General features: G+C 36.2%; 13 protein-coding genes. 5 read left to right on the top strand and 8 right to left on the bottom strand.

The window, feature by feature from the left end; all coding sequences use genetic code 11:
• Positions 1-407: 407 nt before the first annotated feature.
• From UABHE_RS11675 to UABHE_RS11655, 5 genes are all read left to right on the top strand, one after another.
• Positions 408-1,742, top strand: a complete 1,335-nt coding sequence (locus tag UABHE_RS11675) for a hypothetical protein (RefSeq protein ID WP_372370464.1) — start codon at positions 408-410, stop codon at positions 1,740-1,742.
• A 61-nt stretch (positions 1,743-1,803) separates the two neighbouring features.
• Complete coding sequence (locus tag UABHE_RS11670) at positions 1,804-5,529, top strand: hypothetical protein (RefSeq protein ID WP_372370463.1); 3,726 nt, start codon at positions 1,804-1,806, stop codon at positions 5,527-5,529.
• A 12-nt stretch (positions 5,530-5,541) separates the two neighbouring features.
• A complete protein-coding gene (locus tag UABHE_RS11665; RefSeq protein ID WP_372370462.1) occupies positions 5,542-6,030 on the top strand; it encodes a leucine-rich repeat domain-containing protein in 489 nt (162 codons plus the stop codon).
• A gap of 64 nt (positions 6,031-6,094) precedes the next feature.
• Positions 6,095-6,865 carry a sterol desaturase family protein gene (locus tag UABHE_RS11660; RefSeq protein ID WP_372370461.1) on the top strand — a complete coding sequence of 257 codons (771 nt, stop codon included), beginning with the start codon at positions 6,095-6,097 and terminating at the stop codon, positions 6,863-6,865.
• 118 nt (positions 6,866-6,983) lie between these two features.
• Positions 6,984-7,781: a hypothetical protein gene (locus UABHE_RS11655; RefSeq protein WP_372370459.1), complete on the top strand. Its 798-nt coding sequence runs from the start codon at positions 6,984-6,986 to the stop codon at positions 7,779-7,781.
• A 182-nt stretch (positions 7,782-7,963) separates the two neighbouring features.
• Here UABHE_RS11655 and UABHE_RS11650 read toward each other — a convergent pair whose 3' ends face one another.
• The 8 genes from UABHE_RS11650 to UABHE_RS11615 all read right to left on the bottom strand — a co-directional run bounded on the left by UABHE_RS11650 (position 7,964) and on the right by UABHE_RS11615 (position 19,387).
• Positions 7,964-8,698 (bottom strand): hypothetical protein, encoded by a 735-nt coding sequence (locus UABHE_RS11650; RefSeq protein ID WP_372370458.1) that lies wholly within the window; start codon positions 8,696-8,698, stop codon positions 7,964-7,966.
• Between the two features lie 643 nt (positions 8,699-9,341).
• Positions 9,342-10,097 carry a hypothetical protein gene (locus tag UABHE_RS11645; protein WP_372370457.1) on the bottom strand — a complete coding sequence of 252 codons (756 nt, stop codon included), beginning with the start codon at positions 10,095-10,097 and terminating at the stop codon, positions 9,342-9,344.
• A gap of 38 nt (positions 10,098-10,135) precedes the next feature.
• On the bottom strand, positions 10,136-11,065 hold the full coding sequence (locus UABHE_RS11640) for an ATP-grasp domain-containing protein (RefSeq protein ID WP_372370456.1): 930 nt from the start codon (positions 11,063-11,065) through the stop codon (positions 10,136-10,138).
• Between the two features lie 78 nt (positions 11,066-11,143).
• Positions 11,144-12,448 carry a delta-60 repeat domain-containing protein gene (locus UABHE_RS11635; RefSeq protein WP_372370455.1) on the bottom strand — a complete coding sequence of 435 codons (1,305 nt, stop codon included), beginning with the start codon at positions 12,446-12,448 and terminating at the stop codon, positions 11,144-11,146.
• A gap of 44 nt (positions 12,449-12,492) precedes the next feature.
• Positions 12,493-13,074, bottom strand: coding sequence for an NTP transferase domain-containing protein (locus tag UABHE_RS11630; RefSeq protein WP_372370454.1), 582 nt, complete (start codon positions 13,072-13,074; stop codon positions 12,493-12,495).
• Between the two features lie 548 nt (positions 13,075-13,622).
• Positions 13,623-16,625: a potassium channel family protein gene (locus tag UABHE_RS11625; protein WP_372370453.1), complete on the bottom strand. Its 3,003-nt coding sequence runs from the start codon at positions 16,623-16,625 to the stop codon at positions 13,623-13,625.
• 325 nt (positions 16,626-16,950) lie between these two features.
• Positions 16,951-17,391 (bottom strand): hypothetical protein, encoded by a 441-nt coding sequence (locus UABHE_RS11620; RefSeq protein WP_372370452.1) that lies wholly within the window; start codon positions 17,389-17,391, stop codon positions 16,951-16,953.
• Between the two features lie 61 nt (positions 17,392-17,452).
• Positions 17,453-19,387, bottom strand: a complete 1,935-nt coding sequence (locus tag UABHE_RS11615; RefSeq protein ID WP_372370451.1) for a hypothetical protein — start codon at positions 19,385-19,387, stop codon at positions 17,453-17,455.
• Positions 19,388-19,398: the final 11 nt, after the last annotated feature.

Genomic DNA, 19,398 nt, shown 5'->3' with positions numbered 1-19,398 from the left:
CTGCTAGTTTTTTGTTAACATTGCGGATAGTAGGAAGGCTACTAAAAAAAATCGTCGAGGCTGTTATAATAAATAATATTTACAAGAATGCAAATAAAATTTTATAAAATTTTATTTAAAGCCAGAGTCTATCGTTATTTAAGTGAGCCGCAAAAAAATTTAAGTGCGTTTTAAATTCGCATAAAATTTGAGTGTCAGAGCAAAGACAGCCTAAGAGACATATCGCTGTAGCTACGTAGCCGAAGCTTTAATACTGTTCAACGGTAAACGACCTCAATCAATAGGTGAATACTGTTGGTTTTTTATTTTCTATTTTGTATTATACAAACTAGTGTGTGTCTATATTTTTTTTAGGGGTGCGGAAAAAAATAATCTAATTTTCCACATCCTTTAATAAGGAAGTGTTTATGAAAACGAGTTACCTTTGTATTGGTATTTTGTGGATTTGCAGTGTATTTTCTGATGAACCTTTACACATTCATATTAATGAAATTAAAAGCCCTGTGACAATAGGAGAATCCGTTTACTACACAGTAGAGATTAGCAATACTACATTAAACTCCATTGACAACGTGCAGCTTGTCATAAGCCCAAGTTTTGGTCTTGACATTGTAAATTTGTCGCAAATTGCAACTAGCGAAATATCTGAAGACGTTCAATTCGATGATTTTGACTACATTGAAGAAGAAGGTGTTTTTTTTGAACCGTGTACATTGGAAGCTTCAAAAACAATTTATTATGAAATTGAATGTGAAGTTTTCAGCCCGTATTTTGACGAAGAAGAGCAAAATGGACCGCTGCATGCTACTGTATATTATTCAAATGTCTCTGAAGAATTACAGAAAATTACAAAAGCGGCGAGTCACTTCCAAATTGAAGATGCTGCTTATTTGGAAGTTGATATTATTAAAGAAGATCAGCATACCACTAAAGAACAGAGTAAGTATGAAATCGCAATTAGTAATATTGGTACCGTTGGTGTAAAAAATGTAGGCGCTGTTATTCGTTATAATTGTGATGTAATTAGTGCTATTGAAGTAGAGTCATCTACAAAAGTTTCCTACAGTGAAGGAATTGTTTTTGTTCATCCTATTTCTGGAATTGATGCTGATCCTGATGGAGAAGAGGCTGGTTGGGAATGGACAGTTCTTGTAAGGTCTTTACAAAAAGAACAGCCTTTTGAAATTACTGTTATTACCGAAGACTTCACTTATCCTAAAGCGCTAGACGAGAATGTTGTTAGTACAAAAAATGATAAAATGTTCGAAGAAAAAAGTGACTTCAAAGAAAAAATTACTACTTTACCAACTGAAGAAATCGAAACTGTTGTTGTGCAAAACCCGGTTGAGAATAATACGTACATTTTATACTTAAAAAATGCTAGCTATACAAAGCGCAAGCCAAATAATAAAAAGTGGGACTTTGGTTTTGGCAAAACCACAAAACCCGATTCTTTGGTTGTTGTTCATCTGTGGCAAAACGGTGGATGGACAAAGATGTATACGACAAAAGTGCAAAAGAATGACTTACAACCAAAGTGGGATGTGAATACGACAATCAAAGTAAAAGTTGGCAGCCAAATCAAATTTGAAGTTTTCGATAAAGACCTAAGTAAAAACGATAAAATGGGGTCTACGATTAAAACAATTAATATCGAACACTTAACTCAAGGTATCGATCTATCTTTTGATAGTGTAATTTCATTGGAGTGTATATTACAAATAAAAACAGAATCAAAATAAAATTAAGCTACCAAAATATTGATACGCTCTAGAAATAGGTATTTTACGAAAAGGATTAAATATGAAATACGCAATTTACTGTTTTGTATGGTTTTTACTCATCACCAGCCCATATACCGAAGATCTAACCACGAAACAACAGCACAATTTAAAAGAAGCTACTTGGCATGTAGAAAGAGCTGAAAAAGCAAGATATCCACATGCGTTAAATACAGCATTAAAAGCCGCAGAAAAATATATTCAGGTTTTAGTAAAAGAAATTCCTAATCATCCAGATGTTGTTTCTGTTAAAGAGCGCTACGATAAACTAGCTTTGCAAAAGCAGTTAAAAGAAACAAAGAAAAAACTATATTCAGTAATGAGTAATGCGAAGCTATATCTTCGTAATTATGAGCGTTCGGGTAAACTAAATAGTTGGGAAATTCCAAAAATAAAAAAGTACCAAGAGCAAATAACACAATATCTAAAGTTTTTGAAAAAGAGCGGATCTGAAGATGAAATATTAAAAGAAGCGGATTCTGTTTTGGGAAAAACCGCTACAGTTTTGGAGAAGAGTTCTCGAAAAACAGTACAAAATAAAACCCCACAAATGAATAACTGGGCTGCATCGCGACTTAAATATTTAGAAAAAACTTTAGCCGAAGCAGAAAGCGCTTTATCAGAAAATAATGCAGCACGAGTTAAAGCAAGATTAAATACCGCTAAAATGCAAAAAATAGAATTTGACAGAATGTATAGTAAAAAAGTGGATATGAAGCACGTGCGAATAGTTACTGTAAATCGCAAAATTACCACTTTAGAAAAATGGTTACTTGAGAAAAATTCGATATCAATAGAAAAAAAAGTAGTTACAGAAAATATTTCCGGATCAGAAACAAGAACACTAACAAAAGACGAGCACGAAGCACTTATAAAAGCAGCAGCAGAAGCAAAAGCGGAAGCGGAAGTTATGGCGGAAGCAAAAGCAGCGGCGGAAGCAAAAGCAGCGGCGGAAGCAAAAGCGATGGCAGAAGCGAAAGCGATGGCAGAAGCAAAAGCAGCAGCGGAAGCAAAAGCGATGGCAGAAGCAAAAGCAGCGGCGGAAGCAAAAGCGATGGCGGAAGCAAAAGCGATGGCGGAAGCAAAAGCAGCAGCAGAAGCGAAAGCAGCAGCAGAAGCAAAAGCGATGGCAGAAGCAAAAGCAGCGGCGGAAGCAAAAGCGATGGCGGAAGCAAAAGCAGCAGCAGAAGCGAAAGCAGCAGAAGCAAAAGCGATGGCAGAAGCAAAAGCAGCGGCGGAAGCAAAAGCGATGGCGGAAGCAAAAGCAGCAGCAGAAGCGAAAGCAGCAGCAGAAGCGAAAGCAGCAGCAGAAGCAAAAGCGATGGCAGAAGCAAAAGCAGCGGCGGAAGCAAAAGCGATGGCGGAAGCAAAAGCAGCAGCAGAAGCGAAAGCAGCAGCAGAAGCGAAAGCAGCAGCAGAAGCAAAAGCGATGGCAGAAGCAAAAGCAGCAGCAGAAGCGAAAGCAGCAGCAGAAGCAAAAGCGATGGCAGAAGCAAAAGCGATGGCAGAAGCAAAAGCAGCGGCAGAAGCAAAAGCAGCGGCAGAAGCAAAAGCAGCGGCAGAAGCAAAAGCAGCGGCAGAAGCAAAAGCAGCGGCAGAAGCAAAAGCAGCAGCAGAAGCGAAAGCAGCAGTAGAAGCAAAAGCGATGGCAGAAGCGAAAGCAGCAGCAGAAGCGAAAGCGGCAGCAGAAGCGAAACTAAAAGTTGTACAAATAGATAAATGGGCTTTATCGCGATTAAAACAACTAGAAAAAACTCTAGGTAGTGTCGAAAATGCTTTGGGAAAAAAGAATATTAATAATGCCAAAATGCGATTAAAAAACGCCAAAAGGCAAAAAAAAGAATTCGATCGAATGTACAGTAAAAAAGTCGATATGAATCATCCGCGAATTGTGGCAGTTATTGAAAAATTAGCAATGTTAGAAAATTCAGTTCTCGCACAGCAAAAACCGGCAAATACAAAAGTGACGAAGAATACAGCAAACAACAACACAACCAAAGCCACTGGTCCCAAACTATCATTTTCTGCGCAAAGTTCAGTAAGGCGTATGAACCAGCAGTTACAACGCATCAAACAAGCTTTGAACAAAGATGATTTCAGAACGATTCAAAGTGCCTACGTTGCCATGGAACGCGAGGCAATGAAGTTAAAATCCTCACGCGTTCCTTTGATTCATCCACAAATAAAACCAATTCTTGTTGAACTAAAAGAAGTGATGGCGAAAGCAGTAAAGCGTCGTGCAGAAATAATGGAAGAGCAAAAACAGGGAAAAGAATTGGCGAAAAAACAAGCTGCAGAAACAAAAAGAAAAGCCGAAGAAGCTAAAAAACGCGAAAAAATAGCAAATGCACTTCGCGATGGTGATCGTCGATTCAAGTACGCACAAGCAGTGCTTGAAACAGCAGCCAAAACGTCTTCTCTTTCTTACAATAGTAACTATCGTAATGTAATGGACAGCTATAAGTATGCGCTCGAAGAAGTAAGTGATTACAAACACGATCAAGAAGTAAAGAATTTTATTAAAAACGTTGAGGCACAAAAACAATCATGTCTGGCAGCGCTTGTTAGTGATAATTGCGGGCGTATGGCAAAATTAGTCGAGACCGAAAAACATATTATTTCTCTTCCTTATTTTGTTGATGAAATATACAAAGATGTAAAAAATTCACCGCAGCATTTAAAATCGTATGAGACTAGTTTAGAAAAAATTCTAAGTAAGGCTGCTGAGCGCACAAACAAAATTATGTGGGATGATGCTGGGATTCATGTTGCCAAAAAAGAAAAGCTGTTTGGTAAGCACCTTAATAAAATAGCTAAAAAACACAAAAGGTGGCAAAAATTAATTGATGGATATCGCGCTAAACTCATTAGTAAAATATTACAGTACGGATTAGACAGTAGTGCGAAATACCCTAATATGAGTGCAACTTCGCGTAATCGTCATCTTCAAAAGCACTTAGATTGGGCGCAAAGTTTAGTTGTTGACAGTTCAGACCATCAAGATCTTGTTGGTAAAGGAAAGCAGCAATACAAAGATATTTTTGATAAATTGTCACAACAATTAGCCCAAGAAAAAGCTGCTGAGAAAGAGCGTCAACTCAAAGCAATAGAAATTGCACGTCAGAAACACGAAGCTTTCCTTAAAAGTCTAAGTCCTAAACGTTTAGAAGTTTATAAAATTTGGGACAGCAAGCGAATTCGTCCGCGAAATCCAAATTCAAATGTATGGATTTTTTATGAAACAAATGGTTCTGGAAGAAATCAAACAGGAACAGAGCACACCTACACTTTTAATGAAGGCGGTGAGTTAATTACTCACGATAAAAAAACCGAAGATGTATGGTTAACTCTGTACTACAACGGTAAAATACTTGCTTATGTTTACATTGATGACACTTATGGCTATTCAGGAACAATTTCTCCTGATAAAAAGAGAGGGATTTCTTTTCAAAGTGTTACTATTCAAGGTCAAAAAGTGCGTGCAAATGTTGGTTCTCTTCACATAGAAATTAATGACAAGTGGGAAGAAGTGGTTGATCATAATTTTTACAACAGTGATATCCAGGTCAAGTACTGGTCGCGCGGTAGAACAGCCAAAGGTGCTATTCACGAAGAAAAAGGATTTATAATTAAATCAGATCGCGAAGAATACAAAAAGCGTATCTCACGTATCAAAGGAAGTCGTCCTGGTGATGAAGCTGTCTACTACGCTGTTTACTTTGCAGCTGCCCACCATTTGATTAAATAACCCAAAGAAATTTTGCAACTTCGTAATCTAGAGGTTTTAAATTTAGGTTTTAATTTAATATCAGAACTTCCACAAGAAATCAAGCAACTTTCTTCTTTGAAGACTTTGCGTTTGCATATAAATAGACTTGTAAAGATTCCTGATTTCGTTTTTCAAATTTCTTCGCTTAAAATACTCGGTTTAGGTAATAATTTAATATCTGAAATTCCAGAGGAAATTGCGAAACTTTCCAATTTAGAAGAACTATTTTTACATGCAAATAACATTTCGAAAATTTCGCATGAAATAGGAAAGCTTTCTTTCATGAAAAAGCTTTCTTTGTCTAGTAATAAGATTACTGAAATTCCAAAGGAAATCGTGCAACTTTCTAATCTAGAAGAAATTTGTCTTCATGGCAATCAATTGAATAAAATTCCAGAGGGCATAACACAAATTGGACATATAAATTTTCGCGACTACTTACGCGCAATGAAAAAATTAGATAGTGTACCGAAACTATGAAGGCCACCAAAACCACCGAGATTAAGATAATTTTCATATTTCGCTATTTTAATTAGGAATTACAATGCAAACATTTTTAGACTGGTTTATTCCCGTACTACAAAATCTTACTGTACAACAAGCGACGTTTTGGTTTTTATTAGAAAATATTATCCTATTTATTTCAGCTGTCATTGTTGGCAAAATACTTGTTTACTTTTTTGCTGAAAGACGTGTTGCTGATATTCCTACACCTATTAGTGCACTCGAAATTACATTAACTATTTCGACTATTATTTTTAACACTATTGTTACTTTGGGTGGCTGGTTAATGTGGAAATACAAGATCATTGAGTTTCGTCGCGACAGTGGTATTTACGCCTTGTTAGATGTTGTTGTGTTATTTATGGCCATGGATTTTTGTATGTATATTTTGCACCGTGTTGCTCACCATCGCCAACTTTATCGTTACCTTCACGGCACGCATCATCTTTTCGACAAACCGCGGCCTGTAACATTGTTTGCACTTAATCCATTTGAAGTGATAGGTTTTGGTGTTTTGTGGTTAGCGGTTATTTCTGTATACGATGCGTCGTGGCTGGGAATGTCTATTTACTTAGCTATCAATGTTTTTTTTGGTACAGTAGGGCATTTAGGTGTAGAGCCACTACCGAATTCGTGGTTGCGTCTTCCAGCGATAGGGCTCTTAACAACAAGTACTTTTCACGCCCAACACCATCAAGACATTGATCACAATTTTGGATTTTATACTTTGATTTGGGATCGCTTGTTTGGAACTATTTCTCCTGAGTACTACAGTCACTTTGGACGAATGTCTACTATACGAAAATTATAATACTTCGATCAAATAGTAGATGAGTGTATAGCAAAGTTAACTTGTGTGTTAGTGTAGTAGATTATGTGAGCACTATTTTTTCCATAGGACACGCTCTAAAGCAATTGAAGGATAAAAAATGGATCTTGAAATGGTAATTAGCTTAGTAACCTCAGCTGTTGGTTTAATAACGGCAATTGTTTCGCGAAAAAAGCGCGTGGATTTTTACGTACATGGCAAACGCGAGGATATTCGCAAATCTAGTACTTTTAACGATATGCAGAATTCTTATTCTAAAGACAGTGTAGTTTCTGTTGATTATGACGAGGAAGCTGAAAATGAGATTCACGAAAGAGAAAAACGCACGCAAATAAAACGACAGTCGCGAGAAAAAACAGCGCTGCTATTTATGACGATTGTTACTTTTGTAGGTTCTTTTCTTATTCACCATTTCTGGAATCAGTTGCACGAGTTAAACTCTGTGAATTTTCAAGTGACTGTCGCTGTTGCAAGTATTGTTATTATTGCTGTTGCGATTTACTTTTTTGAAGTAGGAATATCATTAATTCTGTTTGGTGGGGCTTGGGCTTTATGGCAATTTCCGATACCTCACGAATATTTGTTGCTGATTTTTGGTGGTGTAGTTGTTGTTTCGTTTCTGGCAATGGGGATGCCGAACGAAGTCGTTGTCAGTGTTTTTAGTATTTTCGGCTTTATAGCACTGTGGCTTTCTGGCGCTGCTGTCGTCTGGAAAACAATGATCACTATTGTCGCAGCAATGGCAATGATTATTGCCTTTGGTGGCGGAGCCGAAACAATAGGGTTCGGGGCATTAGCCGTCGCTTTTGCGGGGTTTTATTTTTGGGAAGCAGCGTTTCTTCTTAAAATTGCGATTGCTGTTGTCGTTGTATTTGTCTCTCTTATGTTTATTGGTTAGTGTATGAAAAAATAGTTGTTAGAATATCGGTTGTTTCATTTATTTTGGCTTCGTTGTTGATTTCAACTGAGAATCAAAATTCTAACTTTATGGTTATAGCAATGTAAAAGCCGGTTAGGTGAAATGGACTGTAGAAGAAATGCTAAAAAATAGCACTTCTTCTATTTTGTTGAAATAAACAACTACGAATTGCTTGATAAATTGCGATGCAAGTGCACCATCTCTTCATACTCTTTTTTGAGATCGGGATTTTCGCCGCATATATCGTTTAGTTCTTGTAGATATGACTGCGTTTTCACTTTGGCCATCCACACTTCAAATTCATTCACGCCTTTGCGGCGGCGTTTAAGTTTATTTCCTTTTATGACCACACCTTCATTAACGTTGTATTTGTCGTTGTATACATCAACAATAAATTCTAGACTTAGAGTTCCTTGAAATACAACTTCAGCTGTATCTAGTTTCCCAAAATGATGGAGAAAATTATGTGGAGAAACAAAGTCTATGCCGGTTAAGTACACATCAAAAAGTTTCAGTTCTTTCTTATCTAAAGGTTGGTGTATTCCTGAAAACGAATTTGCTCCATAGTATTCACAAAAAGCAATCACTTCTTTGGTATTGCGATATTCTTTGTAACGGCGGCATACAGAAAGTATGCCATCAGCATATTTTTCTAAGAATATTTTATATGCTGGTCCAAATAGTTTATGATCAGCTGTAATGTAAAATTTTCGTGTACCAAAATGTTGCCAACCTTTTTCTTGTGTCCACTTGAACCACAGGTTAGACCCATCATATTTTTGAAAGGCGACACACTGTTCCCCCACATATTTCTGAGCTTCTGTTTTGATAGAGGGATAACGAAATGGTATTTTTTTTCTTGCAGATTTCGCGTTTTTGTATTTTGGTTTTGTCATATTGATTCTCCTACATATATCATTTTTTCGAACATCAATTTAAGGTCTATTCTTAATTACTATCTTTGGATGTTCTTTATCATGAATTACTCACCTTTATGTAAAAGAATACTGGTATTAGGAACGTTTACTTTTGACAAAAAACATAATTAAAATTCTACTTGATGTTCTCAGGCAAAAGCAATTTTTCGGGTAAGATTTTTGTTCCATTACTAGTAGGTTGATCTATATTAAGTCTTGGTTAGTATACAATACAAAAAGTTTGAAGTGCTACTAAATTGCGAAATTTATCAATAAAAACAAAGTTCAATTGATGGCACGCACTAGTAGATGATATTTTTTTGCCTCAAGATAAGTTTAATGATCCATTAAAAGGATTAAGGCGAAAAATGGTGGTTATTTCGAAGTTCTATGCAGCGATGTCAATAAACTATAAAAGCTATCTGTTTTTAATTTTTAGATCTGCGTTCGATATCTTTTGTATCAGTAAGTACTTATGCATGAATTTTTCATTGTTAATGTAACCATCGCCGAACAAATTTACAATTTTGTTCGAAACGGATATTGATAACGCATCTCATCAGGTAACGACTAGTGGCACTTTCAATGTTGTGGTGAAATTTGGTTAAATAGTACTGAAAATTTATGATGATCTGCTCAATGTATTTATAATTTTTTTTGCACTGTTTATTTGACCTTGAGGAATTAGGATGGTGAGTTTGCGTTCTGCTTTTTGTTTTGCTTGAATTTCGATTGTGAAAACTAGGTTATTATTTTCAATGTCTGTTTTTAAAAGAGAAATACCTGGCTCCTCGAAATTATGATACTCTTTACCAAAGACGACAAATGACTTAGCAATAAATGCTGTTAAAGTATCTTTGTCTACAACATCTATATTATTTTTACGCCAAGTATTTTCGGTATAACGCACTATAAAAATAGTAAGTGCTATGAAAAATATAGTGACTATTCCTATAACTAACGATATTGCGACAAAGTCTTTTTCTTGCGAGAAAAAGAAGATACTTACTATGTAGGAAACACAAGAAATAGCTATGGTGCGTTTGGTAATATGTGTACTTCGTTTTTTTCGCCTCTGTAATTCCTGTTGCGAAAAATTTTTCCATTCTGTTGTTGTGTACTGCCATTTTTGTAGATATTCTCCATCATCTATTTTTGCGAGCGCTTCTTCAAATCTACGAACACTCTCCCTTAAAAGAAGCGCTAAAAATCCACAAAAACACCCACCCACCATTCCACTGGTAATCCATACTGATTTACTTTGTAAATATAGTGTGGGCAAAATGAAAAGAAAAGGTATCGCGAGTGCACTTTTTGTAAAGAACGATCTTAGTAAACGCGGATCGCCAGATATTTTGATGTTGTTTATTTGTGGCACTGTGAAAGTCCTAATTTTATGGTTAATAAGCTTGGCATTTAAAGCTTTGAGTTGAGTAAATCACTTAGGAATTGATGGAAACTGTTATCAGCATAACGACCACAAGAAACAAACGGATTCATTTCTACAACAACAGGTCCTAAAGCTTTGTCCATGGCAAAATCGACGGTGTATACACAAGGAAAAATATCGGCGTGCTGTGTTGCAAAGTTTTTTGCGAAATTTTTAATACTCGTGGGAACATCAGAAGAATATTCTGTCATTCTGGACAAAGTAGAGACTTTGTTTTTTACAATCCACGCCCGGTATTCTTGGATACCGTGTTTATCGCGACAAATGTCTAGCGGTTCAGAGATGATTAGTTTTCGCTCTTCTTCCATATTTTCTAAAATAAAACGCACTTCAAAATCGCAAAGAGTAGGCGAGGTTAAAAAACTAATCTCCTTAAATTCCGTTTTAATAAAAACAAGATCTTTGCGGGCATAGTTTTGAAGGAAAGAAGGAGAAATTTCTTTGCACAGTGCACCCACCACTTTGCGTTTTGTAAATTGTGGAAAAACAAGCTTATACCACTGGTTTACTTTTTGTTCGTCTTGCCAAGAAACTATATTTTTTGAACCTAGGTTTTCTAGGTATTCTAGGCATTTCTTCGCTTCAAAAAAATCAGAGCGTAAAATAGTGGTTTTTTCTCGTAAGTTTAGTGAGTGATTTTGTTTGTTTTCGCAAAAAAGTTCATATTCATAGTCATCTATTTCTTGTTTTCCATAGTCGATATCTATGTCTTTGGTTTTCTCGGTGTGAAGTAAGTAATAATATGTTATTCCTTGGTGCTTACAACTTTCTATTTCTTCCATTTGCTGCTTGGCAATGTCGGCATTATAGTCTTTACAATTCTCTGGAATTGAATGGTAGTTATGAATACGTTCAATGTACTTCCAAGAGTACAATAAAAAAACGACGTTTATCATATTTCACCTTATTGTACACACAAATTTTAGCTAGGGCGTGTTCGTACACGCCCTAATAATTGAGGCTTTTTATTGTAACTATTTATGGCACCAAATAGTCATTCCATAGTTACCTTGCTTGTTAAAGCTCCAGCCAACGACAATGATACGATCTTGTTTATCTATGGTGATAGCATGTGCTAAGTCGTGATGGTTACCCCCAGCGGTGTTATGATGAACAATATAGCCTTTTTCCGCAAAAGAAGTGTCTAGTTGTCCATTAGCTAAGTAGCGCCAAACTACCACGTCAAGATTACCGTTTGGTCCATCACTACGCCCCGCAACAGCTATACGTCCAAAAGAATCAATGGCAACTCCCTGTCCGCTGTCAGAACCTTTACCTTTTGCAGCATTGCTGTGTGAAACAAAGCCTTTTTCGTTAAAAGACGTGTCTAGAGAACCATCGTTATTGAAACGCCACAACGCCATACTGCGTTCTAAGTTAAAATTTGAGTTACGACCAGCAATGACAATTTTTCCGGCATTGTCTATTGTGATGCCGCGCGCTTCATCTCCAAAATCCGTTCCTTTGATAATATTGTGAACAATAAATCCTTTTTCACCAAATGAAGGGTCTGGCGTACCATCGTTTAAGTATTGCCAAACATACATTCCTGTTGGATTGAGCCCTTTACCTGTGACAATGATTTTGTCGCCAACAGTGGTAATACCGTAGCCCCAATCCCAGTCATTGCTTTGAATAATCCAACCACCGTTTCCAAAACTCGCGTCAAGTTCGCCATTTTCTAAATAGCGCCAGACAATCATTTGTGAACTAGGTGGAAAACCTGCAGCATAACTTTCACCAGTGACAAGTATACGGTTTTTGCTATCTATAGTTACTGCGTAACCATAGTCCTGCAAGTTACCTCCAGCTGCACTGTGATGAACAGCAAAACCTCTGCCAGCAAAGCTTTCGTCGAGTGTTCCATCTGTTTTTAACCGCCAAACAACCATATCGTCATTTCGTTGTGCGTTGCGACTGCGACCAACAACAACTATACGTCCATGGCTATCAAGAGCGATGGCATTTCCTTCTTCATCACTATTTCCGCCTGCAGTATTATCGTGAATAAAAAAACCTTTGCTATTGAAACTTGTGTCTATTTGTCCACTAGGTAGGTAGCGCCATACTGCCAAATCTGTATTAAGTCCGTGGTTGCGATTAGAGCTAAAACCAGCGACTACAATGCGATTATCCTTATCTACAGCTACCGCTTGTCCAAAATCGTGCCCTACCCCTGCTGCATCCTCGTGAACGACGAATCCCGTTTTATTAAAACTAGTGTCTAATTGCGCATGAATAAAAATGCACATAGCAGCGACTAGAAAAAAAGTACGCATTTATAATCTCCTTTTATCTTTAGGACGCGTTAACGCGTCCTACTTTAGTCTTGATTTTTATATTTCCCGTAATCTTCCATTGTATCTATGTCTGCATTTCCTTGAGGAAATTCTATTGTTGCACACAAATCTTTGTGACGTTGAAGTAGTTTTTTTGCTCCCTTATCACCACTAAGCTCTAAAATCTCAGAAAAATACTTGCGAGAAAACAATGTTGGAATTCCCCAAGTGCCACCATAACTACATGTAACGATATCACAACCTCGCTTATATTTTTCGCCAAGTTCGCATAAGATTTGCGAGGTAATAAAAGGTTGATCGCAAACCATAAAAATAGCGGCTTTGGTTTGTGGAGAATTGTTGATAATGTGCTGAGTACCAAGCTTTATCGAAGTACTGACACCTTGTTCTCTTTGCAAATTTGGAATAACGACAATATCATGGTGCTGTATAGTGTTGATGATTTCATTGTCCTGCGGCACAATTGCCATAATAGGTGAATAATCGGTCCCTTGAGCTGCTACAATACTTGTCTCTAACAAAGTAGATTTTTTCCAACTTAGAAGTTGTTTTTTGCTTCCTAAACGCGAAGATTTACCTGCAGCAAGTATTACAATAGCAATCATCTTTATTCCTTTTGATTAGGGCGTGTCATCATTCAATACAGATAAAAATATAACGGATTCATTTAATGATACGCCAGTAGTATTGAGCCCGAGCCCGTTTGCGAGCCCGCGCCCGAAAACTTTTTGAGAGCGACAGAAAGTGATTTATTGGTTCAATACTAGTTTTTTGCGATGGAAAAAGAAACTTTGCTTCTTTGATAAATTGTTAGTGAAAGTTTCGCAAACGGGCTCGGGCTCGAAAAAACACACAATATTTTGAATGATGACACGCCCTAGTAAAAAACGATTCAAAGTATAAAGTTTAAATTTTATAGGACTCGTAATCGTCACCGTGACCCGTGACCTTGACCGAAAATATAGAATTTAATAGTTACGCATACAAAAATATGAAATATTACGTTTATACATTAAGAATGTTTTACTATTTTTCGGTTACGATTACGACTAGGGTCACAGCCACGAGTTTTTTAGTATAATGTTTTAATTCATAACACGCTTAGCGATCACCATAGCCAGTGATACGCTTGATTGAAAAATAATGTACGCTTTTAAGAACGGATAATTTTACGCGAAATGGTAGCGACAAATAGTGTAGTCAAGAAAATCCCAAGAATCCCTTCGAGAGAGAATAAATGTTTTAACCAGTGGTTAAGAACAGGGCCACTATTTCCGTAGTCCATTGATGCAAATGTCGTTATGCTTAAATAAAACGAATCGGCAAAACTGATACTTGTCAAAGCACCATCTGCTCCCAATATACCACTTGGAACAAAAGAAAATAGCACTGCAAAAGCTAAAATACAAGAAAAGGCAACAGCCGCAATATTCATTGGTCTAGTTCCATAGCCAAAACCTTTATCAAGAAACAACCAATCAAAAAAGATACCCATGCTGCGTAGTGGTTGTTTCCAACTGGTTTTTTTCATTTTGCGTTTTGAACGACAGAAACGATAGTAAGCCCAGTCCATATTTTCATAATCATTGCGTTGATGGAATGATTGTTTTAGGATTCCGTATTCGGTAACAGCATTACTAAACTCACCATTTTTTTCAGAAGTAAGTTCGTCTCCGATTGCACGGCGATCTATCAAAAAGTGATCTACGAGCATGTGGTTAAAAGAAATATCTCCGAATTTGCAGCGAAATAGGTCGACCTTGCCATCAACATCGGTATTATACATGTGCAGTTCTTTTTCAACACGACCATAACGCATTGTAAAACCACCATCAAAAGAACTAAAACGCAAACTTGCCATTTGACATTTTATACCATTCCACGATACCTCTTCTTTAAAGCGAGATCGTTGCGCGTATAGTTTTCCCTTTACAATAACATTTTCGCAACGAATCATACCGCGAAAATATGCCTTAGAGAATAAAATATCATTACCAACACTGATAGTATTTAAATCCATTTCAGCATGAGAATTCACATTATCCAGGCAAAGATCTCCCTTTACATTTGTGGAGAAAAGGTTCACCTCTTTATGGAAGTAGCTGTTTGACATATAAAATGAACCTGGCACTATGTCGTCAACTGCTTTTTCTTCTTGTTTTCGATATTTCTGTAGTTTCTCTTTGTCCTCTGTGGTTATTTTTTTACCTACTTTTAAACCACCGAGATCTGTATACCCTTGTATGCGACATTCTGCGATACTTCCCCAAGTACCAATTGTAAGGGCAGGAGCGATAAGAGCGCCTTCTATATTACTACCAGAGAGAATGAAGCGATCTTGAATATTGCTTTGCGATATTTTTATGTTCTTGCGCGCATAAATTTTGGACATGCCCACTCCGCCGCCAAAGCTTATGTTACGTAGTACTAAGTTATCTTCAAAAGAGGCACCGGTAAAAAATATGTCCTGTTTTACATCGGCAAGGTAAAAATTAGCCTCCCCAACAAAATTAGCTTCGTTGAATGAGTTCTTTCCATAGAATTTTACTTTTCCAAAATTACTACGACCGCCAAACATCGCTTTTTTGAAATCTGCTTTTCCGTGGAATTCACTTGTCCAAAAGCTAGAAACATCCTGGAAATCCACTTGATTAAAGTTCGCTTGTTTCTCAAAAATACACTTAACAAAGCGCGCATATTTTGCGAAGCGAGTACCGTAGAAAACTGTTTTTGCTTTAAAAACAACATTGTCAAGGTGAGCATCTTCTTTGAAGAAAACTGGTTTACCTATTTTGCGTCCTTTTTCTTCTTTTGGCATTTCTGAAAGAAATTTTCCGTGTACTGTCGTTGCGTGCCAGTATATTTTAGAGAAAAACATACTCTGCGAAATATCTATTTCATCAAATTCACAGCCAGAAACATACATAGCATCCATTATATCTTCATTACCGATACGAGCTTTTTTCATTTTAAAAGCTTGTTTTAAAATGCAGCGAGAAAGATTAATTTTTCCTATTTTAGCGGAGTTTAAATCAAGACTTTCTTTTTTGAGTCCTAATATCTTATGACGACTGATTTTAAACTCTTGGCATGTACAGCGAAAAGCACTAACGTGGAGAATATCACTATTCCCAGCCAGTACAACATTTCCTTCTATTTTGGATTGATCAAGGCGCACTGTTCCTAGTAGTTCGCAATCGTCAAATACAACGTCACCCGTAACACGAGCGTTGCGCATAGAAACATTATCGCGCATCAGTGAGTTTTTTATAGAGAAACCTTTATGAAATGTTGTATGTGCAAGTCCCCCTGTCTGTTTCCATGCACTAAACTCTAAACGTTCCATTATTTCACTACCGCTTATGCTAACTTCTTGTAGAAAAGTTGCTCCTCTCGCAACAATTCCTTGCAATTGACAGTTGCGTATTACAAGTTGTTTAACTTCTAAGCCATCTAAGTTTAAAAAAGGAATAACTGCGTCTTCAATAACTCCTGTTTCTTTTATTTTTTTGATCGCATCTCCAGGAAAAAGCACTCTCCTTCCATCGATTTCTTGTGGTTCGTTATCCTCATTGTTCTCGTTATCTTCGTTAGCTTGATCACTATTTTCTTTAGAAAAGACCTCTTGCATTGAAATTTCGACAGTACTTTCTGTGCTGCTTTCTTTGTTTTCATCATCGCTGATAATATCAACCTTTTGTGTTTCTGAAAATTCTTCGTCGCCCATGGCAGAGACTACCGTTTCATCCATCTCTAATGGTGTGTCTACTGCTAAAGAAGATATAACTGTTTCTTCTATTTCAAAAGCAGGGATTTCATTGTTTGGAAGATCTGAATTTTCTATTGGATGATTTAGCTGTTGGTTATTTTGCCCCGATGAATCCACAGTATCTACTTTAGTTATTTTTTCGTTAGGAAGTTTGGAGTCGATTTCTGATTGTTGTGTGTTGGTAGAGTCGCTTTTTTTTTCAAGAAGCTCGGAAACCTCCGATGTGTTTGTTGAAGAACTTGTATTCTGTGCATCTTGCGAAGTAGATATTTCACTTGCTTTTAGAGTAGAATTACTTGTTTCAGAAGAAGTATTTTCTGAAGAGTTTTGTTGGGCTTTATCAACGGATTCTTTATTTTCTTTGTCGATAAAATCTTCGCTATTCATGTTTATATTCCTTTATTTCTTATGCCTTACTAAGAGCCTGTTATAAAACTATTTTAAGGTGTTAAACTGTTCCTTTTGACTTCATAATAAGGCATTTTTTTATTATAAAATTATTACTTTACGCTAAAAAAATGCCTTATTAGAAGCTAAAATATCCAAATTTTGACCTCAATTAATTTTGTAACAGGTTCTTAGGCATGCTCATTTGCCTAACTTTTTTGTTTAAGGTGTATTCATGGGAGTACACCTTGTACAAGGTCTTCAAACGTCATCTATTTTGTTTTGAGTGACTAAACGACTAGAGGTATCCTGTTTAACTAATTGTTTAATTCGATTCGTTTTGTCTTCCATGGATCTGGTCCAAAATAGCAGGAACATTATCTGGTAATTGATCGCGGCTCATTCTGTAAACCTTGTTGTCAACAAAATCTTCAATACTACAAAGGAAGCCGTCGACAAATACTAAACGACATTGTTGTGTATTATACGAACGAATTGTCGTTTGTGGTGGAGGCAAAACTCCATAATCGTCTCCTGGAAGAACAGGTTGGTAGTCGAGCTTCTCTTCATTATAATCCCATACTGCGATGTTGTGTTCTTTTGTATCAAAGGTAAACTGTGACTTTGGTTGTCCTATCTTTGAATCAACCTGCACTTCTGAATCTCCAAGTTCTACCCCTAAATCTTTTACAATATTTTTTTCTTGGAATATAGAACAACTGCATAAAATCATAGAAAAAATAGCTACGAACATTATATTAGACATATACAAGTGGTACGACTCCTTATTGTGAGTTTAAACAATGAAAATAACCTAAACATCAATCTTAAAAATGGCGCTTTATTTCTTTTACTAACAATATACTGTTTTGAGAAGTCATTACCTTATCCATAACAATAAAATCCCAATACGAAGATGCATTCATTTTAAGCTGTTTTTTTCGCTGTAAACTTCGTATGCGTAATTGGGCATTGTCAGCAGAGATTTTGTTGCGAGCTAAGAGATTACGCAAAGCGTTTATTTCATTATCGATATTTTTAACAGAGCGTTCCAATTCTTTTAATCGCTCTTTTATTCTTTTTTGGCGAGATTGCCAACGATTTGAACTTGGTCCTATGTTTAGAGCGTAGAAAGCTATTTCCACTTGTGAACGAATTTCATCTACTTCGAATTTTGCTTTAATAATTAAAAAACTACCAAGATATTCAATACTCCATACCGAAGCTCTTTTGAAGTATTTTCGATAATATGCTTCGACGGTGTCAGTACTCGCATTACATAAAAATAAGGAGCGATATACCGATCGAGATTTGGAAGTTCTTTTGAGTCCTTCTTCCATTTTTTCATGGCTAATGAGAGTTGCTTGTGGAAAAACAACTAGGGGATAATCTTTGGCCAATGTTTTTGTTTTAACAGGCTGCATGTCTATTTTTGAAATTTGACCGACAAGTCCTTTTTTTGGTGCTGTTGTTATCGATACGTTTGTCGGTTGTACTATAAGCAGCATATTTTGTTTTTTTTCTAAAACATGCTTAATTACAATGTGATCCCAGTAGGATGTTGTGTTCAACATTATATTGAGTTTTGATTGTAGAACGCTTAATTGTTTATTACGTTCTTCTAGTGAAATGTTCTTTGTTTTGTACAAGTACTTTTGCGCTTCTATTTGCTTTGTTATTTTCTCAACAGCATAGTCGTTTTTGGTTATATTTTTGCGAATAGTGTCTATATTACGAATGCGTTTTAAGTTATTCATATCAATAGAATAACAACGAATCTCCATTAATTCGTTGCTACCAGGTACATAAAATTTTAATTTTAAAATATGAACAACTTCATTAAAATTAATTCGCGCTATTTGAGGCTTTTTATATTCTTTACGGTAAAATGTTTCTATTTTTTCTAAAGGAATGCTCGTTGAATATAAAGAGCAATAAAAATCTCTTTTTACTTTTGAAATGACTTGCTCTTGAAAGTTGGGTAACGAAATATGCGAGGCATTCGGATACAACTTTACATATACCTCGTTGCTTTTGGGAGAGGTAAGTTTTGTTGGAGCAAGTTTTACTTTTTGTGGTTGTTTATTAGTTTTTTTCACCTCTAGAAGAGCTGATTTCTCTGGCCTTTTATTCTTGATTTCAGCAACAGCTTTTTTATCTGGATTGAGATGCATTTCAGCTAAAAACCGTAGCAAATCTAAAGGGAGTCCCTCTTCTTTTAGCTTTAGTAAAACACTACTATTGATAGTTGAAGTATCTACTTTTGTTTTTTTTAATTTCGCGATAATTTGGCTGCTTGTTTCACCACCAGCAAACCATTTTCGAACATCTGCTATAGAAACTCGATTTTTACGTTTTGATGTCTTTCTTTTTAATGCATCGATAATTTTTTGAGGAACTTTGTTGCGATGTAACAATAGCCATTCATCAACACCATAAGTTGCCATTTTTTTTGCATTATCAATCTGCAAAATAATTTTATCTATACTATTACCGTTTTTTATTTTTTGAACGATAGAAGCTGCCGATAAATCATCTGCTATTGTCAAAGCGTTCATGATTCGAGATGAAATGCCTTTTTCTTTAAGTAGATTTATGTCTTCTTGAGATAGAACAGTTTTATTTTCTGCTTGCTTAATATGGCGAATGATTTCAGTTTCTTCTACACCTAAGTCTACTAGAAATAGAATATCTTTTACTGTAATAGATTCGGCCCAGATGCAACTCGACATGATTGTGAAAATCAAAAAAATACGTAGCATATGATGCTCTC

Origin of the sequence: Candidatus Uabimicrobium helgolandensis, from assembly GCF_041508025.1 — a bacterium.
Taxonomy (GTDB): domain Bacteria; phylum Planctomycetota; class Uabimicrobiia; order Uabimicrobiales; family Uabimicrobiaceae; genus Uabimicrobium; species Uabimicrobium helgolandensis.
The sequence above is the reverse complement of the archived record's forward strand: the minus strand, read 5'-3'. Positions and strand labels throughout refer to the sequence as shown.